This window comes from Croceitalea sp. W27 (assembly GCF_055693185.1).
The window spans coordinates 948,581-974,499 of the sequence record NZ_CM146327.1 but is presented as its reverse complement, the minus strand read 5'-3'; the positions used below and the strand labels follow the sequence as shown (position 1 = coordinate 974,499).

20 protein-coding genes and 1 other RNA gene are annotated in these 25,919 nt (G+C 37.0%); 5 read left to right on the top strand and 16 right to left on the bottom strand.

What is annotated here, in order from left to right; all coding sequences use genetic code 11:
* Positions 1 to 7: 7 nt before the first annotated feature.
* The gene (locus ACZ1GR_RS04380; RefSeq protein ID WP_472611010.1) at positions 8 to 2,473 is read right to left on the bottom strand and encodes a TonB-dependent receptor; all 2,466 of its coding nucleotides are present in this window, start codon (positions 2,471 to 2,473) and stop codon (positions 8 to 10) included.
* 4 nt (positions 2,474 to 2,477) lie between these two features.
* The gene (locus tag ACZ1GR_RS04375) at positions 2,478 to 4,169 is read right to left on the bottom strand and encodes a M23 family metallopeptidase (RefSeq protein WP_472611009.1); all 1,692 of its coding nucleotides are present in this window, start codon (positions 4,167 to 4,169) and stop codon (positions 2,478 to 2,480) included.
* 168 nt (positions 4,170 to 4,337) lie between these two features.
* On the opposite strand from ACZ1GR_RS04375, the gene ACZ1GR_RS04370 reads away from it, so the two are divergent.
* From ACZ1GR_RS04370 to rny, 4 genes are all read left to right on the top strand, one after another.
* On the top strand, positions 4,338 to 4,628 hold the full coding sequence (locus tag ACZ1GR_RS04370; RefSeq protein ID WP_377765190.1) for a hypothetical protein: 291 nt from the start codon (positions 4,338 to 4,340) through the stop codon (positions 4,626 to 4,628).
* Between the two features lie 14 nt (positions 4,629 to 4,642).
* Positions 4,643 to 4,939, top strand: a complete 297-nt coding sequence (locus ACZ1GR_RS04365; protein WP_377765189.1) for a cell division protein ZapA — start codon at positions 4,643 to 4,645, stop codon at positions 4,937 to 4,939.
* Between the two features lie 53 nt (positions 4,940 to 4,992).
* A non-coding RNA gene (gene ssrS / locus ACZ1GR_RS04360) (6S RNA) lies at positions 4,993 to 5,103 on the top strand.
* A 49-nt stretch (positions 5,104 to 5,152) separates the two neighbouring features.
* Positions 5,153 to 6,724, top strand: a complete 1,572-nt coding sequence (rny, locus tag ACZ1GR_RS04355; protein WP_472611008.1) for a ribonuclease Y — start codon at positions 5,153 to 5,155, stop codon at positions 6,722 to 6,724.
* Positions 6,725 to 6,803: 79 nt separating this feature from the next.
* On the opposite strand, the gene ACZ1GR_RS04350 is transcribed toward rny, so the two are convergent.
* The 12 genes from ACZ1GR_RS04350 to ACZ1GR_RS04295 all read right to left on the bottom strand — a co-directional run bounded on the left by ACZ1GR_RS04350 (position 6,804) and on the right by ACZ1GR_RS04295 (position 22,128).
* On the bottom strand, positions 6,804 to 8,840 hold the full coding sequence (locus ACZ1GR_RS04350) for a DUF349 domain-containing protein (protein WP_472611007.1): 2,037 nt from the start codon (positions 8,838 to 8,840) through the stop codon (positions 6,804 to 6,806).
* A gap of 133 nt (positions 8,841 to 8,973) precedes the next feature.
* Positions 8,974 to 9,723, bottom strand: coding sequence for a shikimate dehydrogenase family protein (locus ACZ1GR_RS04345; protein WP_472611006.1), 750 nt, complete (start codon positions 9,721 to 9,723; stop codon positions 8,974 to 8,976).
* Entirely contained in the window at positions 9,677 to 10,714 is a 1,038-nt protein-coding gene (locus ACZ1GR_RS04340) for a DUF368 domain-containing protein (protein WP_472611005.1), read from the bottom strand. The genes ACZ1GR_RS04345 and ACZ1GR_RS04340 overlap by 47 nt, the downstream gene beginning before the upstream one ends.
* A gap of 16 nt (positions 10,715 to 10,730) precedes the next feature.
* Positions 10,731 to 11,648, bottom strand: coding sequence for a polyprenyl-phosphate transporter (locus tag ACZ1GR_RS04335; protein ID WP_472611004.1), 918 nt, complete (start codon positions 11,646 to 11,648; stop codon positions 10,731 to 10,733).
* A 10-nt stretch (positions 11,649 to 11,658) separates the two neighbouring features.
* Positions 11,659 to 13,059, bottom strand: coding sequence for a tetratricopeptide repeat protein (locus ACZ1GR_RS04330; protein WP_472611003.1), 1,401 nt, complete (start codon positions 13,057 to 13,059; stop codon positions 11,659 to 11,661).
* A 102-nt stretch (positions 13,060 to 13,161) separates the two neighbouring features.
* A complete protein-coding gene (locus tag ACZ1GR_RS04325; protein ID WP_472611002.1) occupies positions 13,162 to 14,340 on the bottom strand; it encodes an aspartate aminotransferase family protein in 1,179 nt (392 codons plus the stop codon).
* Between the two features lie 3 nt (positions 14,341 to 14,343).
* Positions 14,344 to 16,047, bottom strand: coding sequence for an OstA-like protein (locus tag ACZ1GR_RS04320; RefSeq protein ID WP_472611001.1), 1,704 nt, complete (start codon positions 16,045 to 16,047; stop codon positions 14,344 to 14,346).
* Between the two features lie 68 nt (positions 16,048 to 16,115).
* Positions 16,116 to 17,384, bottom strand: coding sequence for an adenylosuccinate synthase (locus ACZ1GR_RS04315; RefSeq protein WP_472611000.1), 1,269 nt, complete (start codon positions 17,382 to 17,384; stop codon positions 16,116 to 16,118).
* A 12-nt stretch (positions 17,385 to 17,396) separates the two neighbouring features.
* Positions 17,397 to 17,852 (bottom strand): Fur family transcriptional regulator, encoded by a 456-nt coding sequence (locus ACZ1GR_RS04310; protein ID WP_377765177.1) that lies wholly within the window; start codon positions 17,850 to 17,852, stop codon positions 17,397 to 17,399.
* 41 nt (positions 17,853 to 17,893) lie between these two features.
* Positions 17,894 to 20,098, bottom strand: coding sequence for a RelA/SpoT family protein (locus ACZ1GR_RS04305; RefSeq protein WP_472610999.1), 2,205 nt, complete (start codon positions 20,096 to 20,098; stop codon positions 17,894 to 17,896).
* A 44-nt stretch (positions 20,099 to 20,142) separates the two neighbouring features.
* Positions 20,143 to 21,375 (bottom strand): M48 family metallopeptidase, encoded by a 1,233-nt coding sequence (locus ACZ1GR_RS04300; RefSeq protein ID WP_472610998.1) that lies wholly within the window; start codon positions 21,373 to 21,375, stop codon positions 20,143 to 20,145.
* A gap of 6 nt (positions 21,376 to 21,381) precedes the next feature.
* Positions 21,382 to 22,128 carry a TrmH family RNA methyltransferase gene (locus ACZ1GR_RS04295; RefSeq protein ID WP_472610997.1) on the bottom strand — a complete coding sequence of 249 codons (747 nt, stop codon included), beginning with the start codon at positions 22,126 to 22,128 and terminating at the stop codon, positions 21,382 to 21,384.
* 105 nt (positions 22,129 to 22,233) lie between these two features.
* Here ACZ1GR_RS04295 and ACZ1GR_RS04290 point away from each other — a divergent pair, with 105 nt between their 5' ends.
* Positions 22,234 to 23,040 (top strand): DUF6503 family protein, encoded by an 807-nt coding sequence (locus tag ACZ1GR_RS04290; RefSeq protein WP_472610996.1) that lies wholly within the window; start codon positions 22,234 to 22,236, stop codon positions 23,038 to 23,040.
* 131 nt (positions 23,041 to 23,171) lie between these two features.
* Here ACZ1GR_RS04290 and ACZ1GR_RS04285 read toward each other — a convergent pair whose 3' ends face one another.
* Together ACZ1GR_RS04285 and ACZ1GR_RS04280 are read right to left on the bottom strand one after the other, a co-directional pair.
* Positions 23,172 to 24,827 (bottom strand): serine hydrolase domain-containing protein, encoded by a 1,656-nt coding sequence (locus ACZ1GR_RS04285; protein WP_472610995.1) that lies wholly within the window; start codon positions 24,825 to 24,827, stop codon positions 23,172 to 23,174.
* 68 nt (positions 24,828 to 24,895) lie between these two features.
* Positions 24,896 to 25,711 carry a helix-turn-helix domain-containing protein gene (locus tag ACZ1GR_RS04280; RefSeq protein ID WP_472610994.1) on the bottom strand — a complete coding sequence of 272 codons (816 nt, stop codon included), beginning with the start codon at positions 25,709 to 25,711 and terminating at the stop codon, positions 24,896 to 24,898.
* Positions 25,712 to 25,919 lie beyond the last annotated feature (208 nt).

Genomic DNA, 25,919 nt, shown 5'->3' with positions numbered 1-25,919 from the left:
AATTGTTTTAAAACCGCATATTGAATTTTAGATTCAAGACACGTGAAGTCAAAAAATTTGGTACCGCAAATTGCCTTTGGGTGTCTGCATCTCTAACCCAGGTATTGGTAATGGAGTTTTGATTATTGAACAAATTAAATATTTCGAAACCTAGACTAAACTCTTTGAATTTATGTAACCAATGCCCTTTTGGATGCAAATTTGTATTATCAGCAAAAATATAGGAAATTCCTAAATCCGCCCGCCTATAATCTCTTAATCTATTTTGAAAATCGTATGGGTCGGCATTGTTGGGAGAACCACCAGGGGTTCCCGTGTTATAAACCAGATTTAAATATAACTTCAAATTGGGAATGGTGGGCATATAGTCTTGAAATAACAGACCGAATTTAAATCGCTGATCGGTAGGTCTTGAAATGTAACCACGATTAGCACTATTTTCTTCCGTTCTCAAGTATCCTAAACTTAACCATGATTCCGCACCGGGAACAAAGGCACCATTAAATCTAAAATCAAAGCCATAGGCAAATGCCTGGGCGTTGTTGTTTGCAGAGTACCGCAGTCGTACGTCTTCAACGGTATAAGTGTTTACATCGGATAGTTTTTTATAATAGACCTCACTCGTTAGCGTAAATGGTCGGCTAGAAAAGTTAAAGCTATATTCATTGCCAAGAACTAAGTGAAAGGATTTTTGTGGTTTTACTTCTGGATTTATTTGCCCGGTTAATCTTCTTAACTCCCTGTAGAAAGGTGGTTGTTGGTAACTGCCAAGTGCTAATCTAAACAACATGTCTTTTTGCCAATTTGGTTTTATTGCAAACTGGGCACGAGGACTAAAAATAAATTGACCATTAGTTGACAGGCCTATAGGTTTTATAGTATAATACTGCCCTCGAACTCCTAAATTGTAATAGATTTCATTATCATTCCAATTTGTTCGGTTACTGTATTGAACAAAAGCTGAAATTCTATCAGTTTTTACAAAATTCGTAGCTCTGGCACTTTCAAAAGAAACAATGTCTCCCTCAAAGGGTTCATCTGGTTGATTGTTCTCAAAACGAGGTTCTGATGGGCGAATAAAAAATCCGGCTGAATCAATAAATTCAGATTCCCGCAATTGATCTCTAAAATCTTCATGGGTAAATTTTACGCCCCATTTCAAGGCAGTATTGTTCTTCTTAAAACTACCGCTATGAGCGATATTGAAAATTAAGGCGTCTAATTGATTTCTTGCTCTATTTTGTTGTGCACCGATTCCTCTAGAATTGGTGGCTTCCCCCAAATTTTCACCTCCTAAATTGGTGTCTACATCGCCCAGTTCGTATCGGGCGATAATATCTGAAAATTCCTCTTCAATTGTATGATACAAAGAGGTGGTAATGTTGATTTCAGTATTTTCATTTAAGCTGTAATCTGCTTTCAATGCAGCAAATTCAGTTTGGTATCGGTTGTTTTCTTGTCCTTCATAAAAAACTAGTAATGCTCTTGGTTCTTGAATAGTACCAAAATTGGTTTGTCTATTCAATGGTTTGTTCTTGTAATCATTGATAGCAAGATTTCCTAGAAAATTAAGTTTCAATTTTTTTGAAAATCGATAGGTAAGAAAACTTTGAATATCCAAAAAAGAGGGGTTTACATTGGTTTGGGTTTGTTGGCTATTTACAAAAAGACTATTGTCTCTGTATCTTGCACCGGTCAAAGAAGTGAAATTTTTATTTTTTGATACTGTTTCTAGCGTGGCGCTTGCACCCAATAGACTTCCAGCTGCCTGCAAGGAGAACGTCGTCGGAGTTTTATAGTTAATATCTAGAACCGAAGAGAGTTTATCGCCATATCTAGCCTGAAATCCACCAGCGGAAAACTTTAGGTTTTCAACCATATCGCTATTTACAAAGCTTAAGCCTTCTTGTTGTGCTGAACGTATTAAAAAAGGACGATATACTTCAATGCCATTTACATAGACCAAGTTTTCATCAAAATTACCACCTCTTACGTTGTATTGTGTACTAAGTTCATTACTAAAACTGACCCCTGGTAATAGTTTCAGAATGTTTTCTACCCCGGTGTTTGCCCCAGGAATTTTCCTTACCAGCTCAGGCGAAACGGTTACGATTCCGTCAACACTTTTGTTACCAGCAGGTGAAACGACAATTTCTGAAATTTGAATTGCGTCCGTTTTCATTATAGGATTGAACTCAAAAGTTTCATTTGTTGTTAAAATGAGGTTCTGAAGAACTACATTTTCATGACCGATATGTGAAAAAGCAACAGTGTTTTTCTGATCCGCAACTAGCTGCAAAATATAGACGCCATTGGTGTCGGTAGTCGTTCCTCCGGTTTTTGAAGTAATATTTACGCCTAAAAGGGGTTGCCTATTTTCATCTAGAACAATACCAGTTATCGTCGCCGTTTGTGAAAATGCGATGGAAAACACAAAGAAGCATACTAAAAACAGCGGTTTGACTAAGCTCAAAACATTATTTTCTAAAAAATGTATGCGTAAAGGTAGTCGAATTACCTACATTATCAGTGGCCAAGACTTTTAGGTCGCACTGGGTTTTACCGTTAATTTTATCATCAAAATTGTAGGTAATGGTTCTTGTTTTTGGCTCATATTCCATTAAAATCCATTCGCCATTTAAGGTTGCCGAATAGGTCTTTATGCCACTTAAGTCATCAGCTATCTCTAGGCTTAAATAGCGATAATTACTTAACCATTGTTTCTCCTTAAAATTTCGAGGCTTAATCGATGGGGGAGTGGTATCCTTTGCCAGCGTGAAAGTGCCAAATGTTCTGCTTCGAGCAGAAAAAGTGTTATTTCTTTTATACGTTTTGTAATGCCTTGGTTCTGAATTTTTGTCTAGCCGTGCTATAAATAATTGTTTTTGTTCCTGTTTTGAGTATTTAGAAACATCAAAAGTCATTGTAAAATTTCTATGTGCAGCAACGGTTTCATTGTGAATAGTTATGGTATCGGATCCCTTTTTCAAATCGATATAAAAATCTTCATAAAATGTGCTTTCCGGAAAATAAACCTTGGCTGCCCCAAGGTCGAAACTATTGGGTTTATTTGCTTTAATAAAATAATCGGTTGGCTTATCATCTTTTGCAATTTTCAAAGGAGCTTTTTTCCCTTCAACAGGAATTACTACTTTAATATCATTTCCCTCTATATCTGAAATTAACAATTCTACGGAATAGCTAAGACCTTCAACCACAGGAATCTTACCATCTAGATACAAAGAATTGTATATGCTTAACTTATTAGAATCATCTTTAAAACATTTTTGAATACGCTGTCTAAACTTGCCAAAGTGGGCATAATCTATAAAAGTATTGATGTATCTGGTTTCTCCAAAGGAAAAAGTTTCAAAGTCGTATTCAGAATATACTTTTCCATTAACTGTTTGCTTTACCGAATACACGCCATTTTTATTAGCTGCCAAGTCTTGTCGGTCAAAACCATTAAAACCAAAGCCAATCGTGCCATTGGCGAGCACCTTATCGGCCAGAAAAGAACCATCTTTTTGTTGGGTGAAGTTCAACTGTATTTTTTCAGCACTTTGGTTAACATGCGCGTCTTTTGAGAGTGGGTATCCAAAGAGCCCGACCAGTGTAGGGTTGGTAGCGTCTCTTACTTCATAACCATAAAGTAATGGATTGGTTGGTTTTTCGGTAACACTACTTCTTATTTCAAAATGTAAATGTGGTCCACTTGAGCCTCCCGTATTTCCAGAGTAAGCGATTACATCTTCTTTTTTAACCTCTAATTCGCCATAATCAGGAAAAACCTCTACTTCGTAAGATTGCTTCTTATATTGAATTTCTTTAATGTAGGCTTCAATTTCAGGACTAAACTTTTTAAGATGTGCGTAAACCGAAGTGAACCCATTCGGGTGCGCTACATATAAAGCCTTACCATAGCCCCATAATGAAACTTTTATACGGGTAACCGTTCCATCTTGTATGGCGTATATGGGCAGGCCCTGTCTTTTTTGGGTTTTAATGTCTATCCCCGAATGAAAATGGTTAGAACGTAATTCTCCAAAGGTGCCTGACAAAATTAAAGGGATATCCAATGGGGAACGAAAGCTGTCTTTTGGGTATTTTTCTTGACAAATTAAAATGGAGAGGCAAAAGAAAAATACACTGAAAAGGCGTGTGCGCATAGTAAGAATAGAATTTTAATTACGAAAGTAACCATTAACTGGCAGACGAAAAAAACGGAAATCCATATACTCGTCTTATTTAATTATCCGCAAGAGATTAAATGCTAAAACTATTGTTTGGTTGCACTACGTTGGTTAACTTTGTAAGATACGCATCGGTATTTGTATATGGGCGAATTGGTTGAAATTGTTGATTCTCTAGAAAATAAGGTGAGCAAGCTCTTACATCGATTAGAGGTACTCCAGCAGGCGAACTCCAAATTAGAAAAAGAACTATCTCATTTAAAAGAGGAGAAACAATCTGTCCAAAGTTCTATAGTAGATTGGGAGGAAAAATATAATTCTCTTAAACTCGCAAACTCGATGCTGGGTAGTAGTACGGATAAAACAGAAGCTAAGCTCAAAATAAATACGCTTATTCGGGAATTGGACCTATGTATAGCCCATCTCGCAGAATAGCGTAAAACTAAAATATGGAGGAAAAGCTCAAAATTAAGCTTTCTATTGCGGATAGGGTCTATCCATTGACCATAGACCCAAAACAGGAAGAAGGTTTACGAAAAGCGGCCAAAAACATAGATCAATTGGCCAAAAAGTTTGAGCAAAACTATGCAGTGCGTGACAAACAAGACGTTTTGGCCATGTGTGCATTACAGTTTGCCTCTAAAATTGAGCAAGGTGGAATAAATGAATCTGAGAATAATAAAGCGGCTACAGAGCGCTTACAAGCGTTGGATAAGCTTATTTATGATAAATTAGGTTCAGAATAAGTTCTTTAAAATATATATTGTTACTGCCCACATTGGTAATTATTTTTTGACAAACTCAACGTTATTAAGTTTAAAAAAGGTGAGTTTAAGTTGTAAAAGCGTGCCCTACTCGTATAGGGATTATTGAGCAGCTTGTTAGCCTTAAACCTGTTATTTAGGAGTTTGTACAAAACTTCGGCCAATGTGGGCTTTTTTTATAACCAAACTATACAAATGGATAATACAACATTTATAATAATAGCAGCAATTGCCGGAATACTTATAGGCTTTGTTATTGCTAAAGTGCTAGAAAAAGGGAAGGCCGGAAAAACTATATCGAGTGCCAAAAGAGAGGCTTCAAGTATCTTAAAAGAAGCCCAAAAGGAAGGGGAGAACATCAAGAAAGACAAAATTTTTCAGGCTAAAGAGAAGTTTTTAGAGTTAAAAGCAGAGCATGAAAAAGTAATTATAAATAAGGATAAGAAAATTGCTGAGGCAGAAAAGCGAACCAGGGATAAAGAATCTCAAATAAGCAGTGAACTTGCCAAAGGAAAGCGTTTAAATGAGCAGCTAGAAGGTCAAATCAAAGAGACTGATTACAAACGCGAAATATTAGAGAAGAAACAGGCAGAAGTAGACAAACTTCATAAAAGCCAAGTGCAACAGTTAGAGGTAATATCCGGTCTTTCTGCTGAAGAAGCAAAAAGCCAATTGTTGGAGTCCTTAAAAGAAACTGCCAAAACGGATGCCATGGCATATTTGCAGACTACGCTTGAAGAGGCGAAGCTAACCGCACAACAAGAGGCTAGAAAAATTGTAATAAACACGATTCAACGTATTGGTACCGAAGAAGCTGTTGAAAATTGTGTATCTGTATTCAATCTGGAATCGGATGATGTTAAAGGACGTATTATTGGGCGTGAAGGCCGAAACATTAGAGCTATAGAAGCTGCTACAGGAGTTGAAATTATTGTCGACGACACACCTGAGGCTATTATACTTTCATGTTTTGATTCTGTTCGTAGAGAGATTGCTAGGCTTTCTTTACATCGCTTGGTCACTGATGGTCGTATTCACCCGGCTCGTATCGAAGAAATCGTAAAGAAAACAGAAAAACAGATTAACGAAGAGATTGTTGAAATTGGTAAACGTACGGTTATCGATTTAGGAATCCATGGGTTACACCCAGAGTTAATTAAGGCTGTCGGGCGAATGAAGTATCGTTCTTCTTACGGTCAGAACCTTTTGCAACATTCACGTGAAGTTGCCAAGCTTTGTGGAGTGATGGCTGCAGAATTGGGCCTAAATCCAAAAATAGCAAAACGAGCTGGGCTTCTTCATGATATTGGTAAAGTACCTAATACCGAAGTTGAAGTAGAAACACCTCACGCTATTTTAGGTATGCAATGGGCTGAGAAGTTTGGTGAGAAAAAAGAGGTTTGTAATGCAATAGGTGCGCACCATGATGAAATAGAAATGACCACTTTAATTTCTCCAATAGTTCAAGTTTGTGATGCAATTAGCGGTGCAAGACCGGGAGCTAGAAGGCAAGTATTGGATTCTTACATTCAACGTTTAAAGGATTTAGAAGACGTAGCATTTGGATTTTCAGGAGTACAGAAGGCTTATGCCATACAGGCTGGTAGAGAATTGCGGGTTATTGTTGAAAGCGAAAAAGTGAATGATGATAAAGCAGCCGAATTGTCTTTTGAAATCTCTCAAAAAATACAAACCGATATGACGTATCCGGGTCAGGTAAAAGTTACTGTAATACGAGAGACACGCTCAGTGAACGTAGCAAAATAAGATACACTTTAAAATAGCATAAAAACAAGGGCGCCGTTTGAAAAAACGGCGCCCTTGTTTTTATATTTGTCAGAAGCAATTATTCTTCTTCTTCGTTGCTATTTTCCTCATCATGGGCAGCGTCTTCAGCTTCCTTGTTCAGCTTGTTCTCCATTACATTGAGGTTTTTAAGCTTCGTCTTCCAAGTTTCCAGGGCCTCTTTATGGCGATTGATATCTTTCACTACATTTTGCACCAAAGGGCTATCTTCCGATGCATTCGAGAAAAATTGAAGGTTGTTCTCTAACTGCCTTAACTCACTCTTGCTCTCATCTATCTTTCTTCTGATAAATACACGTTCGTTACTAATAGCGCTATCATTATCTGAATTGGCAAGCTGCTTTATTTTATCACCATACTTAAGTAATTCTGCTTCTTGTCGCGAAATATCTAATTTCTTAAACAGTGCATCTATTATCTTATTGAACTTGCCGTTAATATGTTTTTTATTGTACGGTATACGTCCATATGACTTCCATTCGGCTATAAATTCCTTGATTTTTGGAAGGTCTTTAGTTCTATCACCACTTAGTTGAAATGCTTTTAAACGTTCTAAGCATGCATTCTTTTCTTCAAAATTGGCATACTCCTCTTTTTGGGAGGCGTTTTTTTCTTTATGTAATCTATCGAAGTAGTGATTACAGGCATTTTTAAACTCGTTCCAGATTTTATCAGAATATTTTCTCGGGACATGACCAATTTTTTTCCATTCGCTCTGAATGCGCTTCATTTCGGGCGTAGCCATGTCATGGTCTTCGCTATCCTTTAAAGCTATGGCCAAACCTAACAGTGCCCGTTTTTTCTCAAGATTATCGTGCTGGTCCTTTTTTAGGTTCTTGTAAAAGTTGTTTTTATTGCGGTTAAAGGCTCTAACGGCATCTTTAAATCTGGACCAGGTCTGTTCGTTAACTTTTTGCGGAACTTTTCCTGCCTTAAAAAAATCATTTCGAAGGGCTTCTATTTCTTTTATTTGCTGTTGCAAACCGCGATGATTATCGGTCACTTTTTCAGAAATAGTCTTTATCGCCGCAATTATTTCATTTTTCTTTTCTAAGTTTTTCTCGTAAGAGGCTTCAAGAGTAGCATAATATTCTTGACGTCTGGCGTGCATTACTTTGGTTGCATTGCTAAAGCGTTCCCAGATTTCTTCTCGCTGTTCTTTTGAAACAGGGCCTATATCTTCTTTCCAGACTTTATGTAATGTCTGCAGCTCTCTAAACGCTTTGTTGAGATCTGGTTCGTTGGCTAAGGCTTCCGCTTTTTCAACTAATTTGAGTTTTTCCTCTAGATTATGCTTAAAATCTAAGTCTCTTAACTCTCTATTTAAGTGCAGAAAATCATAGAAAATTTCAATATGATGGTGGTAGGTTCTCCAAACATCGTTGTAATTATTTCTTGGTATTGGGCCTGAATTGCGCCATCGTTCTTGAATGTCTTTAAAACTCTTATAGGTGGTATTTATGTCTTCTTCAACATTGACCAGACCTTTAAGTTCATCAATAATTGTCAAGCGTTTTTCTAAATTCAGCTTTAAATTTTGCTCTAAACTTTTGTAATATTGGTTGCGCTTTTCACGATATTCGCTATATACTTCGTTGAACTGTCTCTTGGTTACAGAGTTATACCTAAAGTCTATTTCATTACCGCCACCAGCAATGAACTCTTCTTTCTTATGCTCTAAAAATTCTTGAAATTTTAAATCGAATTCCGTTTTTATACCACTAACATGCTTGTTAATAGCCTGTACTTTTTCATTTTTGATCAATCGTTGTAGCTCACCTACCAAGTTCTCCATACTCATGGCATGATAATCGGGCATAGCTATATGATGCCGTTTCTCATTTTCTGAATCTTCGGCATCTTCAGCGTTTTCTTGATCAATTTCCTCTTGAACATTTTCTTCAGTTACTACTTTCTTTTCTTCAGAAGTTGCTTCTTCTGTTTCTGTAACTGGTACTTTTTCCTCTTTTGGAGGATTTTCCGCAATGTTTTGTTCCTGAGTTTCAGGAATTGATTTTTCTGAAATAATGTCCTTCCCTCCAGAATCTTCTGGCGGTTTCTGTTCGTTCTCGTCCATCACGATGTTATTTATTGGTTTTTAGATTGATGGCATTTATTGGTAAGTTACTAACTATACCCTGCAATGGCAAAAATAAGCAATACTTCTTTATAGGGGTTCGATTTCTAGACTGTGGGATTTTATTGGGATTTCAAGAATTCCATATTTCCCAAGCCTTTTCTGCTTGAAAAGAAAGCATAGGTAGGCCATTCTGAATTGTCGCCCCTTTCTCTTCACCTTCTTTTAAAAATGCGGTCTTTTCAGGATTGTAAATTAAATCGAAAAGAAGGTGATTTTTTGAAAGATATTGATAAGGAATATTTGGCTTTTCAAAAACATTAGGATGTGTTCCAACGGGACTACAATTCACGATAATCTGATATTTCTCAATTATTTTTTTGTCAAGTTCTTGATAAGTCAATTGCTCTTTTTTTGCTTTTCTGGAAACAAGAACAAAAGGGATGTCCAACTTTTTAAAAACATGGGCAATCGCCTTTGAAGCCCCGCCGGTGCCCAAAATGAGTGCTTTTTTATGATATTCTTTTAAATGCACGGTTAATGACTTTTGAAAACCATAAGCGTCGGTATTATAGCCTTTAAGGCCATTTGCGGAAAACTGTATGGTGTTCACGGCCCCAATTTCTGCGGCAGTCTCATCAAGGTCATCCATATACGGAATAACCAACTCCTTATAAGGAATGGTAACGTTTAATCCCGATAAGCTATTTTCCTTCAATAAACGCTTAAATTTTGAAATTGAATCTAAATCAAAATTCTCATAACTGTAGTGAGCTAAATTTAGTTTTGCAAATTTTTCGGAAAAATACCCTCTCGAAAAAGAATACGATATATCCTTACCGACGAGCCCGAATCTTTTTTCTTTCTTTTCTATTTTTTCCATACCAATCTAAACTCAATAACACAAAGATTCCGAAGATAACAAAGAATACTGCCCCCCACGTTTCCATTTTTGTAACATCTGGCAAATACCTTTGGTAGTTAAGAATAATCTCATCTCCATTAGTATCATAAACTACGTTCCCTAGTAGATCTTCTTTAAAAATAGTTCGTTTCCAAGGCCATATTACACCAAGTGAGCCTGTAATAAAGCCAATAATAACCGCAGTTGTAATTTCTTTGTAGCGTTTTAAAACATAACCTAAAACATGTGATAAGGTGACAAGGCCGGTGGCGGAGCCAAGCGTAAAAACCCCTAAAATAACCAAAGTGTCCATTCTGGCCGAATTCTTAAGAAAGCTAAAATCACCTCTAAAAATTTCGGCAAAGCTTAGGTAAAGTGCATTGACCGAATCTACAAGTAAGAGCACATAGTTTCCTAAAAGAATTAAAATAAAAGAACCTGATAAGCCTGGAAGCGTCATGCCTGAAACACTTATAATACCGCAAAAGAATATAAAGAATAAGTTATCGTTTTCTTTGGCAGGGTTTAAAAAGCTAATTGATATACCAACCAATAGCCCTATAATTCCTGCCGAAATAGTTTTTCTGTTCCAGTGTTCATAATCTTTTGAGATATAGTAAATGGAACCCAAGACCATTCCAAAAAAAGCAGCCCAAACAAACAGTTCTTTCTTTTCTAAAAAGTAATCTAAAAGCTGTGATATGCTAAAATAACTTATGAGCATACCCAAGATAAGTAAGGTAAGAAAAGCACCATTTGTATATCGGTAAAAACTTTTGAATCTACCGTTTAGTAGTAGTTTAAGAGCCTTTACATTTATCTTTTGTAATGAATAGATGAACTCTTCATAAAACCCACCAACGAAAGCTACAATACCCCCGGATACTCCGGGCACTTTATTGGCAGCCCCCATGAATAGCCCTTTAATGACTAGAAAGATATTATCAATTAGTGTTCGTTGCTGATGCATTCGCTTGCGTGCCTCATTATTTTTTAGAGGCGATCCTTTCAAGGATAAAAATAAGCGAAAAACCGGTGATTGCTAAACCAATTGCAAGTATTAATTGTGGGTCTCCTTCAAATGTGTTGGGTAATACGTTTTTCTCGGCAATGGCAATTGTCTTGTCACCAAAAACTTTCGTTTCCAGTACTTTTTTCCAAGGCCATATTTTGTTTAGAGAACCTAAAATAAATCCGGTCAATAAGGCCAGGGTCGTATTTCTGTAGTTTTTGAACATCCATTTTAATAAGCGGGCAAAACTCAACAAGCCAAATACAGCGCCTAGGGCCACCGTAACTACCATCTTAACGTCCCTTTCATGAACTGCATCTAAAATGGTCTTATAAGATCCTAAAAGCACTAAAATAAAAGCCCCCGAAATACCGGGTAAAATCATGGCGCAAACCGCTAGGGCTCCAGAAAGGAAAAGAAAAGGAAGACTATCTACGTTTTCATTGGGTGGTAAGGTGGTTATGAAATAGGCTATGGCCGCACCTACCAATAAAACCAATACAGCAAGCCAATTCCATTTTTTGATTTCTTTGCCCACTAAGAAAATACTGGCCAATACCAAGCCAAAGAAAAAGGACCAAAGCAAGATGGGTTTGTTCTCTAGAAGCCAACTTAAAAACTTCGCTAGAGAAAAGAGACTTATAAAAATGCCCAAGAATAGGGCTAATAAAAAGTTGCCATTAAGCTTTTGCCAGCATGCTTTTATTCCATCTTTTTTTAAGATAGTGAAGAGTCCGAAATTGATAGTATTGATAGAATTGATCAACTCTTCGTAAATACCCGATATAAAGGCAATAGTTCCTCCGGAAACACCTGGTACTACATCGGCGGCACCCATAGCCATGCCTTTTAAGGTGATTACAACGTAATCGACCAGTTTTCGTGAACTCATTTATTTCGTTTTATGTGGAAGCTTTTTTATGAACTTTAAATGCATCCTTGACCCATGTCAAACGCGCATACTCAGGAAAATCTTCTTCAAAAAAGGTTATTTTTTTGGTGTCTAATTGTAAAGCGGCAATAAACTTTTCTTTTGCCTTTTCTTCATTGGTCAGTTTCAGATACAATCCCGCTAGCTTAAAATTAAGTTCAGCACTTTCTGGATAAAACTCTAGGCCTTGCAACACCACTTGAACCGCAGAGTTAAAATCTGTCATTTTTTGAAGTACCAATGCCCAATCTAACCAAGTCTTTAATTCATAATTGCCTAAGTCAACCGCTTGCTTAAAGGCAAAATCAGCCTCGTCATAATTTTCTAAAGCTGTATATATTTGGGCGCTTCTTTGCCAGTACATTGGGTTTTCACCGTCGATATTTATAGCCTTGTTCACATATTTTAAAGCCTGTGAATATTCTTCTTTTCTAAAATAAAATTCGGTAATGGCCAGCCAACCTTTGTCAAGCAGTGGGTCTTCATGTACCGTATTATAGTAGTAGTATTTCGCTAAATCATCATTACCTAACTTTTCGTGACACTTGCCTATTCGCAGGTATGCATGAGAAGTAGGGTCATCAATATTTATTGTAGTCTCATAACTTTCTATGGCCTCGTTGTAGTTGCCTAATTTTTCTTGAACCTTTCCCTTTTCAAAGTAGGCACCTAAAAATGAGTCATCAGAAATAATGGCAAAGTCAAAAGCGGTCAAGGCTTCTTTATCCATTCCCTTTGAAATGTACATTTTGCCCAATTGATGCCAAGCTACTTCTGAATACGGATTTCGTTCTAAATAATCGTTGAGATATTTAATGCCTCCGTCGAAGTCCTCCAAAAACTCAAAACAATACACCACATTGTATAAGGAAGAATAGTCTGAATCATCAACTTCTACACACTTGATGAAGTTCTTTTTGGCACTTTCAAAGTCATCCATAAACAGATATTCCATTCCTAAAAGTGAATAAATATCAAAACTATTATCGGCAATATGCAATGCTTCTAACAGCATGTTCACTGCTCCTTGATGATCATCTTGTTTAGAAAGGATATTTGCTCGCTGAATATAAATTTCTTCGTTTCGGGAATCTATGGTTTGAAGCTCATCCAGTATTTTCTCTGCGGCCTCAAATTGGTCCTCAAACACAAGAACTTCAACACGCAAGAGCTTTAATTCCATGGCGTTTGGGTGCTGCTGTAACCCAATTTGTATCGCTTTTTTACCTAAAGAAACTTTTCCTGCATTTAAATAATGGTGAATAATATCTTCAAAGTCTTCTGCATCAAAGAAATAGACATCGTCTGTCTTGAGCATAGATTCGAATTTATGTACGGTACTTTCAGGTTTTTCGTTAGGTTCTAACGCCATAGGCACGTTTTATAATTAACTATGGACTTAAAATTAGCCTTTTAATCACTAGTTGTAAGCCCGGGATTTGGGTTTGTTATCAACAAATTAGTTAACAGTGCTCTATTGATAAGCATTCAATAAATCAACTATTTGTAGACAACCTATCTTTATTTCTTCCTCAGAAATTGTCAACGGAGGTGATATTCTCACGGCTTTTGGTTCAAATAACAGCCAGAATAAAATAAGCCTTTTCTTTGCTGCCTCCAACACTAAATAATTAACAATTTCTATTTTCTCGAACAGCAAGGCCAACATCAAGCCTTTGCCCCTTACTTCTTTAATCAAAGGGTGTACCAAAAGAGAACGAAATAGTTGTTCTTTTTCTAAAGTATAGGTAATTAGTTGACTTTCAGTCACTTCTTTTAGCGTAGCTAAACTTGCGGCAGCAATGACAGGATTACCGCCAAAAGTGGTAATGTGCCCTAATTTTGGATGCTCTTGTAATGTTGCCATCATTTTGTGTGAGGCTATAAAAGCTCCTACGGGTAGACCAGATGCCATGCCTTTTCCGACAACCAAAATGTCAGGTGTAATATCGAAATGCTCAAAAGCGAATAGCTTTCCGGTTCTTCCGAAACCGGGTTGAATTTCATCTAAAATCAGCAATGCGCCCATCTCATTGCAGCGTTGTCTCACCTCTTTTAAATAATCATTTTTTGGAAGTATAAAACCAGCACCACCTTGAATGGTTTCTAAAAGAACGGCGGCAGTTTTTTTGGTAATTTTCTCGAGATCTGAAAGTGAGTTGAATTGAATAAACCTTACATTGGGAATTAATGGACGGAATGCGCTCTTTCTTGCCTCATACCCCGTTACACTTAGACTGCCCATCGTGTTACCATGATATGCATTATTTGCCGCAATAAGCTCTGAGCGACCGGTATATCTTCGGGCTAACTTTAATGCACCTTCAATAGCTTCGGTGCCAGAATTAACCAAATAGGTGGTCTCTAGGTTTTTGGGCAGATGTGACGCCAACAGCTTTGTATAGGCTACAGCTGGTTCTTGCACGTATTCACCGTAGACCATGACATGCATATATTTATCGGTCTGCGATTTTATAGCTTGCACAATTTTAGGGTGGCAATGCCCTAAGCAACATGCAGATACGCCAGCAACAAAATCTAAATGTGCGTTGCCTTCCGTATCGTATATGTAACTTCCCTTAGCATGTGCAATTTCTAATGCAAGAGGATGTGGTGTGGTCTGAGCCTGATATTTGAAGAAATCATCCTTCATAAATTAACTTCCTACTTTTTTGAGAACAGGGCGCTTGGGTTTGGTCGCTTTGGTGTTGATTTTAGAAACTTTTGTAGCAGGTTGGCCATTGCCGCTACGCTCTTGTTCTTCGGTATCGATATCCACTTCATCATCAATACCCCTGATTTTTACTAAGGTAATATTGTTATCATCCTCATCAAAAATAGCTTCTTTGTTTAGAATACGTTCTTCACCGCGCCAAATAAAACCTTTTAATTTTCTACTGTCTACGGGTAAATCTTTTTCTGGAAAAATATCACCATCAGGATTCACGTAAAAAATAAGTTCATCGATATCGTTATTTTTCATATGCATTCTAATTTTACTGCATATGGTCTTGTCGATACCGATTAGTTCTTGGTCATCATTGTACATGTAGTAAATGACTTCGGTGTTTTTGACCAAATCAATGATCTCTAGTGAATTATCAATAAATTTTCCGAATAAATCTTTTCCTTTTGCTTGATTGTAACCTGTTTTACTAATGGTGTCAAGGGCAATAATAAAAGCATTATTAATGACTTTAAGAGAGTCTAATTTTTCAGTTTCTAAATCGGATATTAAATGAATGCTATCACCGGTCATTTGGTTATCGACATTCCATAAAATAGGATCGGTAATTAGTTGGGTGATACCTGTTTTTTGTTCAGAATGTATAGAATCGCATTTGCCACTTAAATCGGTTTTATAAAATTTTGCATTACGAAAAGCCCTTAAAATACGTTCTTCAGGCTTTCCTGTGACCATTAATGTATCTCCATGAATGTAAATGGAATCTTGCTCCACAAGATTTATAGCTACCGCTCTTTTTGTTGCAAAAACAGAATCTTTTTCTTTGAAAATCTCCGCATAGTGGGCTCTTATTATCCCTTTATTAATAGTATCTGTAACTATAATATTGTTGGTCGCAGAAGCGAAAGAAGTTACTTTGTCAAAATAGACACTATCTCCTTCAATAATTCTATTGCTGTAGTTAATGGTTGTGTTTTTTACGCCGTAACCCTGTTCTATTTTAGTATCGTAAAATCCACGTTCACAATAAATAGTATACTCATCACCAACTATGGTCGAGGGACCGTACATATATGCGTTTTTCGAAACCCTGTAATAATCCAGTTGTTCGGAGTCAATGGTGTATTCAGGATTGTCGATATGAACGTTTTTACGGAACTGTACTTTTTTTAATTCTGTGAAGTAAGTTCCGATAATACTGGTAAGCACGTTTACAGAATCTACAACCTTGCCCCCTGAGCGGTAATACGATTCTTGCTTTTCACGATTAAAGTATAATGTATCCGTGGTTAAAGTCATTTGACCATCAGCTAGGTCGACCTTTTCCCAAGCCTTAGCAAGTTTGGTATCGCCATTATAGTCCATCTTACCACTATTCATTTCGATAGAGTCACCTTGTTGCATTCGCACATTGCCAATGGCTTTCAATCGATTCTCTTTGGAATAAAAAATGGCTATATCACACCATAAGTCGGCTCCTTGATGTTCAAATTGAACTTGGCGCTCATCGTCTTTACTGAAAATAGAGGCTCCAGGAAATTTTTCTTCGTCCTTGGTAAAGTTGGCTCCGTAAACTATATTAATCTGTCTTCCTTTCGGTTTGGGTTGTTCTTGTCCTTTGGAATACAAAAAAGAAAAGAGTACTAGAAAAAAGAATATATTTCTCAAATCCATAAGAATTTAGCCAAAAGTAGGATTTTTGGGCAATGTATGTATTTAGATTTAGAAAGGTTTAGGAAAACCTACCTGTGAATCGTCTGTGTTCTATCTGGCCCTACAGAAACTATTTTAATAGGAATATCAAGCTCCTTCTCTAAAAATTCAATATACTGGTTTAATTCTTTTGGAAATTCGGATACATTTCTCATTTTGGTCAAATCTTCTTTCCAACCTTTAAATTCAGTATAGATAGGCGTCACGTTTTCCTCTTCTATATTAAATGGTAAATGCGTGATCGTTTCTCCTTTATACTTATATGCGGTACAAACTTTTAAAGTTTTGAACCCTGAAAGCACATCGCCTTTCATCATGCTTAATTGAGTTACACCATTGACTTGGCAAGCGTATTTGAGCGCCACCAAATCGAGCCATCCACAGCGTCTTGGCCGACCTGTAACCGCGCCAAATTCATGCCCTATACGCGCCATTTCGGCACCGATCTCATCAAACAACTCCGTAGGAAAGGGTCCCGAACCTACCCTAGTGGTATAGGCTTTGAATATTCCGAATACCTCACCAATTTTATTTGGCGCTATGCCTAAGCCCGTACAAGCTCCGGAAGCGGTAGTGTTAGATGAGGTTACGTAGGGGTATGTTCCGAAATCTATATCCAATAAAGAACCTTGTGCCCCTTCAGCTAAAATGGTTTTCTTACTTGTAAGTGCCTGATTTAAATACTCTTCACTATCTATAAACTGTAATTCTTTTAAGCGCTCAACTGCCGCAAAGAACTCGTCTTCCATTTCATTTAGGTTGTATTGAATATCTACATTGTAGAATCCGATCATTGCTTCATGCTTGTTGGCCAAAGCTCTATACTTCTCTTTCCAATTGGGTAATTCCAAATCGCCAATTCGAATACCGTTTCGTCCGGTTTTATCCATATAAGTTGGTCCAATACCTTTTAAAGTAGAACCAATCTTGGCTTTTCCTTTAGAGGTTTCAGAGGCTGCATCCAACAAACGATGTGTTGGCAGTATTACGTGCGCTTTTCTCGAGATGATCAACTTTGATTTATAATCAAGATTAAACTGGTCTAAACCATCTAATTCTTGAACAAAAACCACTGGGTCTATAACAACCCCGTTACCTATTACGTTTGTAGAATCTTCATGAAAAATACCTGAGGGAATAGTTCTTAAAACATGTTTTATACCATCGAATTCTAAGGTGTGACCTGCGTTTGGGCCTCCTTGAAAACGGGCAATGATATTATAATTCTTTGTAAGTACATCAACAATTTTTCCTTTTCCTTCGTCTCCCCATTGGAGTCCAAGCAATAAATCTACCATGAAGTTTTTTGGTTAATCGGTTAGGTTTTCTTCTTTGTTTCTGGTTCCGTAGAAATATAGAGAATGGGTATTGATCTTAATATCAAAAACCTCTTCTATTGTTTTTTTAATTGACTGAATTCGAGGGTCACAGAATTCTACAACCTCACCGGTATCGGTCAAAATAACGTGATCGTGTTGTCTGTCAAAATAAGATTTCTCGTATTGCGCCTGATTTTTTCCGAATTGGTGTTTTCTCACCAGTTTACAGTCTAAAAGAAGCTCAATAGTATTGTAGAGCGTAGCCCTACTAACACGATAATTTTTAGTTTTCATTTTGATGTATAACGATTCTACATCAAAATGATCTTCACTTTCATAAATCTCTTGCAAAATTGCATAGCGCTCAGGTGTTTTTCTATGCCCATTTTCCTCTAGAAACGTAGTAAATACGTTTTTTACGATTTCCTGATTTTTAGTATTGTCCATGGCGATATTCCTGTGCTATTTTGCAAATGTACAGTTAAAAATTAAATCCTACTTACTTTGTCAATACCTTCAATTCGCTTCAAATTATCAACTAATTTTTTTAGAATATTTTTGTTTTTCACGACCACCGTAATCTTACCGGAAAAAGTACCTCCATCGGTACTAAAATTAAGGTTACGCATGTTTACATGCATGTTATCTGAAATGATATTTGTGATTTCGTTCACCAGACCAAGGTTATCGATGCCAGTGAGTGAAATATCAGCAGAAAAATCTTCTTGTGATGAATCTATCCATTTCGCTGAGATAATACGGTAAGCATAATTGGACTGAAGTGAAATTGCGTTAGGGCAGTTTTTAGTATGCACCTTAATGCCATCGGTTACGCTAACAAAACCAAAAACTTCATCACCGGGTATAGGGTTGCAGCACTGTGACAATTTGTATTCTAATTTTTCTTCTTCACTTCCAAAAACGAGCATGTCGTATTTAGAGGTAATCTCTTCTTTGTTGATATCTTCGGGTACCGGAGCACGTCGAATCTTGTTTTTAAAGAAGTTGATGAAAGCATTATTATAGTTGGCAACAAAATCTTTTATTTTTTGATTGTCAATTGCACCATTACCCACCCTGAAGAATAAATCTAAACTGGTCTTTAACTTAAAATAGATGACCATTTTGTTAACTACATCTTCGTTGAGCGTAATTTTCTGAGACTTGAGTTTTCTTCTTAGAATTTCTTTTCCTTCATCGGCAACTTCTTTCTTTTCTTCACGCAGAGAAGATTTTATCTTGGCCCTGGCTCGAGCCGTATGGGCATAATCCAGCCAGTTTTGGTTGGGTTTTGCAATTTCAGAGGTAATGATTTCTACTTGATCTCCGCTATGAAGCACCGTATTCAACGGAACCAATTTTCCATTCACTTTGGCACCACGGGTTTTCATGCCGATTTCGGTGTGAATATGGAATGCGAAATCTAAGGGAGAAGCACCTTTTGGTAGTGATTTCAACTCGCCTTTGGGCGTAAAAACAAAGATTTCTTTGGAGTATAAGTTCAGTTTGAACTCTTCAACAAAATCAACAGCACTGACATTGGCATTTTCCAGGGCTTCTTGTAAGCGGTTGAGCCAAACCTCGATACCTTGCTCTTTTTGGTCGCCGTGTTTGTATTTAAAGTGCGCTGCATACCCCTTTTCGGCGATTTCGTGCATGCGCTCACTTCGAATCTGGACTTCAACCCATTTTCCCTCAGGGCCCATGACGGTAATGTGCAAGGCTTCGTACCCAGTAGATTTAGGTGATGTAATCCAATCGCGCAGTCTTACAGGATTGGGGGTAAAGTGATCGGTAACAATGGAATAAATTTTCCATGCCAAAAACTTTTCATTCTTACGATCAGATTTGTAAATAATACGAATTGCGAACTTGTCGTAAATCTCATCAAAAGCCACGTTTTGAGCCATCATTTTTCGTCTAATCGAAAAAATGGATTTCATTCGGCCTTTGACCGTGTAGCTAAGTCCTTCAGTGTCTAAAGAATCGCGAATAACTTTAGTGAACGCATCGATATATTCTTTCTGTTCGTCTTCGGTATCTTCAATTTTATCATGGATATCATTGTAGACCTCGGGTTCGGTGTATTTTAAACTTAAATCTTCAAGTCGGGTCTTAATATTATAAAGCCCTATTCTATGCGCTAATGGTGCATAAATATATAAGGTTTCAGATGCGATTTTCACCTGTTTATGCTCTGGCATGGCGTCCATGGTGAGCATATTATGGTACCTATCGGCAATTTTGATAATAATGACACGAACGTCGTCATGCAAGGTCAACAGCATTTTTCGGAAATTCTCCGCTTGTTGACTAATATTTTTATCCTTTTTTAAATGCGCAATTTTGGTAAGTCCGTCTACAATTCGTGCAACGGTTTCACCGAACATGCGCTCTATGTCATCTAAGGTGTATGGGGTGTCCTCCACAACATCATGAAGCAGGGCAGAGGCTATGGATACTGCATCTAACCCAATCTCTGATGCTACGATTTTAGCAACCGCTATAGGGTGGAAAATGTAGGCTTCTCCAGATTTACGGCGTTGGTCTTTGTGCGCATCAACAGCAACATCAAAAGCAGAGCGTATCAGTTTTTTATCCTCAGCGGAAAGCGTCTGATAGCTTATGCGAAGCAGTTCTTTATATTGCTTGGCAATTTGCTTGTTTTCTTTCTCTATTGCTTCTACCGTCATTGTTAATTAAAATTACCATAATCTTTATAGGTGAGCAACAAAAATTATGCCTTTAGATTACGAATTCGCTGAATTAATGGCGGATGTGAGTAGTGCATAAAAACATAAGCAGGGTGCGGCGTTAAATTGCTTAAGCTATTTTTTGACAGTTTCTTTAAAGATGTTATTAGTGGCGAAGCCGCAAAGGTTTCTTTCGCATAATCATCTGCCTGAAATTCGAACTTTCTGGATAGAAAGTTCATTGCTAAACCAGTTATGGTCGAAATCGGACTGTATAACAGCACAAAACCTACCAAGGCTGCATGAAAACTAGGGTTTGATACCCCAATGGCCAATGAAAGCTCAGGATTATTGATAAAGAGCGATAGTATAAATAGCGTAAGTCCAGTAAGGCTGATAGTCGCAAAAAGATTGAAAATAATATGCTTACGTTTATAATGCCCGACCTCGTGCGCTAGCACGGCAACAATTTCTTCTTCATTTAAATCATTGATCAAGGTATCGAACAAGGTTACTCGTTTTTGCTTACCAAAACCAGAAAAATAGGCATTTGCCTTGGTGGAACGCTTTGAACCGTCTATCACAAAAATATTGTCAAGTTCAAACCCCACCTTTTGTGCATATGATTCAATGGAGCTCTTTAAGCTGCCAGCTTCTAAAGGGGTTTGTTTGTTAAAAAGCGGAACAATGAGTTTACTATAAAATAGGTTGATAAACAGCATTAGAATTGCAAAAAGCCCCCAGGCATACAACCAGAAGCTATCACCTGTCCATTGTAAGAAAAGAATCACCAACGCTAAAAGCCCTCCGCCTAAAACAGTTGTCATTACCAGTCCTTTTAATAAGTCGATAAAGAATAGTTTTTTGGTTGTTTTATTGAACCCAAATTTTTCTTCTATGACAAAGGTTTGGTAGTACGAAAATGGAATAGAAATAATACTGCTTCCTATAACGATGATTCCAAAAAACGCTAAAGCCATTAGAATTGGGTTTGTCGTAAAACTTCTGACTATTTCGTCAACCCACTCAAAACCTCCGAATAGTAAAAATGATATGGTCAACAGTAGGGAGAAAGTATCGTTGGCTATTCCAAATCGATAGTTGGTCTTTTTGTAAGCCTGGGATTTTTGATATTCGGCCTCGTCGAAAACATCATTTAATTCTTCGGGGATAGCTTCTCGGTATTTTTTTGCATTTAAATAATCTAAAAAAGTATCGATAAGATACTGGGCTATTAAAATTCCAATAATGAGGGAAAAGAGTAATTTACTATCCATAGGCAATTAAAATCCGCGTTGGCGTTTGGCTTCAAAGATAAGTATTGCGGCAGAGACGGAAACGTTCATAGAATCTATTTCACCCTGCATGGGTATTATAATGTTTTGGTCAGAACTGGCCAACCAAGTATCTGATAGGCCCGTGGCCTCTGTACCGACCACAATAGCCGTTGGTTGGGTAAAATCGGTCTCTATATAATTTTGTGAAGCGGTCAGTGCGGCACAGTTTATTGTAATTTTTTCTTTTTGCAAGACCGAAATGATTTCTTCGGTAGTTCCCGTGGCTATCTGGGTGGTAAATAGGCAACCTACGCTTGAACGAATGATATTGGGATTGTATAAATCTGATTTCGGATTGGCAATGAGTACGGCATCTAAATTTGCAGCATCAGCGGTACGTAGTAGTGCTCCAATATTTCCGGGCTTTTCTGGGGCTTCCGCTACTAGAACAAGTGGATTTTTTGTTTTGAATTTTAGCGTATCTAAAGTGTGATTTTTAGACTTGGCTATGGCTAAAACCCCCTCCGTTGTTTGGCGGTAGGCCAATTTTTCATAAACAGCTCGTGAAATGGCTATTTCTTCAGGAGCTTGAATTTGTAAATTGGCATCGATAGCATCACAGTATAAAACCGTTTCAATAATATAGCCTCCTTTTTGGGCCAATTCAATTTCCCTTAGCCCTTCAATACTAAAAAGTCCGGTTTTTTTGCGTTCCCTAGATTTTTCTTTGAGCTGTAAAACCTTTTTTACCAAAGGGTTTTGAAGGCTTGTGATTATTTTTTGGCTATCCACTCGATAAAAATAGCCATTCCTGTAAACTTAATTCTTATTTTTCGACAGACGAATAAACAAAAGACCATGAAAAAACTGTTTTTACTTGCCCTATTATTACCCTTTATTGCCTGCAAACAAACAACAAAAGAAGCTGCAGAAGCTAAAGAACAAGTTGAGACTATTGCTAAAAACGCCCAGAACGAATATCCCGAAGCTTTACAAAAAGTCTTTGATGCCCATGGTGGCTTAGCTGCTTGGAAAAAACAGCGTTCACTTTCTTTTGTAGTGCCAAAACCTGATAACCCAGAGACACATACAATTGATTTATGGTCAAGAAACGAAAAAATCGAAACTCCAGACTATACGCTTGGGTTTGACGGTAAGCCATGGGTGGTCGATGCGAATAAGGCGTATAAAGGAAATCCTGAGTTCTATCATAATCTCATGTTCTATTTTTACGCTATGCCCTTTGTACTGGCCGATGATGGTATTATTTATAGTGAAACCGATGACTTGGTTTTTGAAGGCGTTAGCTACCCCGGAATTAAAATCAGTTACAATGCCGGAGTAGGTACTTCCTCAAAAGATGACTACTATATTCATTACAATGCTGAGACCCAGCAGATGGAATGGTTGGGCTATACGGTTACCTACCGTAGTGGTGAAAAATCTGATAATGTAAAATGGATTCGTTATAACGATTGGCAAAACATAAAGAACTTGGTTTTACCCAACTCTATTTCTTGGTATACTGTTGAAGATGGGGAAATTAAAGGACTTAGAAATCAAGTGGTTTTTGAAAATGTAGACTTGTCAAATGAAGCAAAATCGTCTGATTTTTATGAAAAACCTGAAGTAGGGGAGTATTGGGTGAAGCCTATAGAAAAGTAAACATTCAAAGTATTGATTTGACTTTAACGGCCCCGGCTCGTATGTTCGTTATTGATGTATTGAAGGTAAGAAAAGTTCTTTGCGACAAACAATTCAGCAATGAATTATTGCAATTGTTATGTGCTGGCTTTTTATTTCAACAAAGCAGGAAGGATATAATCTCTGAATATTTCAAGTGATTGACCAGTTTTCCCATTTCTGTAATTGCCTGCCGTAGTTACAGCCACGACTTCTAACTCTGGTACTACAAAAATAAATTGGCCTCCAGCACCTCTTGCCTCAATAGATTTAATAGACTTTCCATCTATTATATAGGTATGATGATACCAGAAATAACCGTATTCATCTTTATAGCGGGAATCTTGAAGACGAGTATGTTTTTTAAAAGACTCATGAACCCAACTTTTAGATATTATTCGCTCTCCGTTCCATATCCCTTCATTAAGATAAAGTTGACCAAACTTGAGCATATCTCTTGGGGTTAAGGGCAAACCACCTCCAAAATAGGGTATAATTCCGGTATCATCCGTATTCATGATATAATTTGTGATGCCTAAAGGAGCGAACAGCTTTTCGTGAATATAAAATTCTAAGGGAATATCTAATCGACTGTATAGGTAAACCCCTAATAAAAATGGATTGGCAGAACCATAATCGGTATAGGCTCCTGGCTCATGTACCATAGGCGCTTCTAAAACTGTTTTCAACCAACTATCATCCGATTCATCTTGGTAGTACCCCTCAGATGCTTTATTATTTACATCTAATCCAGAACTCATTGTCAATAGATGTTTGATTGTGATTTTAGACTTTAAAGAATCTTTTGTGTACTGATACTCTTGGGGTATGAAATTATATAATTTCTCTTCTACACTTTCTATAATTCTGTCGTCAATGGCAATACCTATTATGGCTGACGATATGCTTTTAGAAGCAGAACGTGTAGTGTGAGGTGTATGGACATTGAAACCGGCGAAATATTTTTCGTATAAAATTTTTCCTTTTTGCGCCACAAGAATGCTCTCCATACCTTCTAGACTATCACTTTGAATATCTGCTTCCATTCGTGTCAGCACTAAGCGATTTCTTGAAGATTCCCAACCGTCATCTATTGTACTATTTTCACCTGACGAAACTAAAGGGGGGGCTTTTTCTTGTTCAACTTTTTTAAATGTTGTTTTTGTAATAAAAATACCGGCTAAGCTAATGTCAAAGACAATCTCCGAAGGTTTAATTTTGCCTTCAAATTTGAGCCCTGTCGGATAGTCGTTAAAAGATATACTATTTTTTTCTTGCCTATAGTCACTGACCCAGAAAGATCCCAATAGAGGATATATCGTATAGCCATTTTCGTTTACTTCTTCTATTCTGAGTCGTAAATTGTTTGGTTTTAAATGATGCAATACCGACAAATTTAAACTACCAACATAAAGATTTTCTTTTCTATATAGCTTAACCGGATAAAAGTTTCCTTTTAATCCCATAAATCCATTTATTATAGATTTATCTTGATTGACCCTACCGCTAAATGTAAGATTGTCATCTAGCTCAAGCTTAAATGTATTACTGAATCTAAACTCTTTTGTTGTATTGTTTTTATTTTTTGTTGAAAATGTAAAAACCGCATCTTTTCCTTTCAACCTTATCTTTATATCTAATAGCAGATCATTAGCGTTTGTAAGTTTTCCTTTCCAGTCACCTACTAGATCTTCATCATTTATTTGTTGCGCACAACTGGATAAGGATAGTAGTAAAAAGAAAACTAAGTAGCGAAGAAATTTAAACATAATTAGGTTTTAATTGATAGCAAAGTTAGCTTATGAATTTTGCTAAAAATTGTACCAGATTAGCACGACTATATTTTCTTCAGTCTTTTTCTGTAAGAACTAGGGTTCATATCAAAAACAGAATTGAATACACGGTTAAAATGACTCTGGTCTGCAAATCCTGCTTCGTAAGCAATAGTAGTTAGCGAATTGTCTGAATTAAGTAAAAGAGGAATGGCTTTTTTTAGCTTTTGTTGCCTTATGTACTCACCCAGATTTACAGAAAGATATTTGGAGGCGGCTCTAGAAATATGAGTTGGGTGTACCCCAAGCTGTTCTGAAAGATATTTTAAATTGAAATTGGAATTGTCAAAATGCACAAGTTCTTTCAAATGTTCAACCCATTCAGGAATATTTTGAGTAGAGCTATTATTTTTTAAGTCACTTAGAGCATCACAAATTTGAACCAATAAAAGTTCAATAGCTATTTTACTGTATGTGTCATTCTGCAAAAACTCTTGGTATAGTTTAGCAAATAGAAAATGTATTTTAGGTTGTTGTATTAATTGACTGCCTTCTAAAATCGCTAGACTTATATCATTCTTTTTAAGCCAACTTTTTTCAAATTCAAGATGAAATCCTGCCGCATTCTCTGAGTGCTTGGAACCATAATGGGTTTCTTGCCAATTAGTAAGCATTAAGCTTCCTGCTGGACATAAGGTTTTCATTTTCTTATTGCAATCTTTCATATTCCCATTTAGGACGTACCAGAAATAGGGGTTTTCATGGTAATGCCAATCAGTAGGTCTACCTGTATTATAATTGTATTGGGATAACAGAATCCCATCGAATGATTTTTCCAAATCTTTTACTCCGTAATATTGTCCTTTCGTCAGTATTTTCATTTTTAGTAGAGCTTGCACATAACGCCGGGTTAAACGTAGTTACGTTCAGCATGTAGCGGATTTAAATTTATTTAAATATAGTGAAGTGCGGGTGAACATGGCCAAATTACTTTTAGGCACTTGATGGGGTACGTTTTCATTCCTCACGTACCGCAGCTAGAGCTTTCTAATTAGGCCTTTGCGCCGAAATCCAACCGTTTGATTTATA

Bases quoted from the DNA above. Each gene is read 5' to 3' on its own strand.
- ACZ1GR_RS04315 (WP_472611000.1), bottom strand. From the start codon at position 17,384: ATGGTAGATTTATTGCTTGGACTCCAATGGGGAGACGAAGGAAAAGGA.
- ACZ1GR_RS04350 (WP_472611007.1), bottom strand. From the start codon at position 8,840: ATGGACGAGAACGAACAGAAACCGCCAGAAGATTCTGGAGGGAAGGAC.
- ACZ1GR_RS04320 (WP_472611001.1), bottom strand. From the start codon at position 16,047: ATGGATTTGAGAAATATATTCTTTTTTCTAGTACTCTTTTCTTTTTTG.
- ACZ1GR_RS04375 (WP_472611009.1), bottom strand. From the start codon at position 4,169: ATGCGCACACGCCTTTTCAGTGTATTTTTCTTTTGCCTCTCCATTTTA.
- ACZ1GR_RS04300 (WP_472610998.1), bottom strand. From the start codon at position 21,375: ATGGATAGTAAATTACTCTTTTCCCTCATTATTGGAATTTTAATAGCC.
- ACZ1GR_RS04330 (WP_472611003.1), bottom strand. From the start codon at position 13,059: ATGGCGTTAGAACCTAACGAAAAACCTGAAAGTACCGTACATAAATTC.
- rny (WP_472611008.1), top strand. From the start codon at position 5,153: ATGGATAATACAACATTTATAATAATAGCAGCAATTGCCGGAATACTT.
- ACZ1GR_RS04325 (WP_472611002.1), bottom strand. From the start codon at position 14,340: ATGAAGGATGATTTCTTCAAATATCAGGCTCAGACCACACCACATCCT.
- ACZ1GR_RS04290 (WP_472610996.1), top strand. From the start codon at position 22,234: ATGAAAAAACTGTTTTTACTTGCCCTATTATTACCCTTTATTGCCTGC.
- ACZ1GR_RS04345 (WP_472611006.1), bottom strand. From the start codon at position 9,723: ATGGAAAAAATAGAAAAGAAAGAAAAAAGATTCGGGCTCGTCGGTAAG.
- ACZ1GR_RS04335 (WP_472611004.1), bottom strand. From the start codon at position 11,648: ATGAGTTCACGAAAACTGGTCGATTACGTTGTAATCACCTTAAAAGGC.
- ACZ1GR_RS04365 (WP_377765189.1), top strand. From the start codon at position 4,643: ATGGAGGAAAAGCTCAAAATTAAGCTTTCTATTGCGGATAGGGTCTAT.
- ACZ1GR_RS04305 (WP_472610999.1), bottom strand. From the start codon at position 20,098: ATGACGGTAGAAGCAATAGAGAAAGAAAACAAGCAAATTGCCAAGCAA.
- ACZ1GR_RS04280 (WP_472610994.1), bottom strand. From the start codon at position 25,711: ATGAAAATACTGACGAAAGGACAATATTACGGAGTAAAAGATTTGGAA.
- ACZ1GR_RS04340 (WP_472611005.1), bottom strand. From the start codon at position 10,714: ATGCATCAGCAACGAACACTAATTGATAATATCTTTCTAGTCATTAAA.
- ACZ1GR_RS04310 (WP_377765177.1), bottom strand. From the start codon at position 17,852: ATGGACAATACTAAAAATCAGGAAATCGTAAAAAACGTATTTACTACG.
- ACZ1GR_RS04370 (WP_377765190.1), top strand. From the start codon at position 4,338: ATGGGCGAATTGGTTGAAATTGTTGATTCTCTAGAAAATAAGGTGAGC.
- ACZ1GR_RS04285 (WP_472610995.1), bottom strand. From the start codon at position 24,827: ATGTTTAAATTTCTTCGCTACTTAGTTTTCTTTTTACTACTATCCTTA.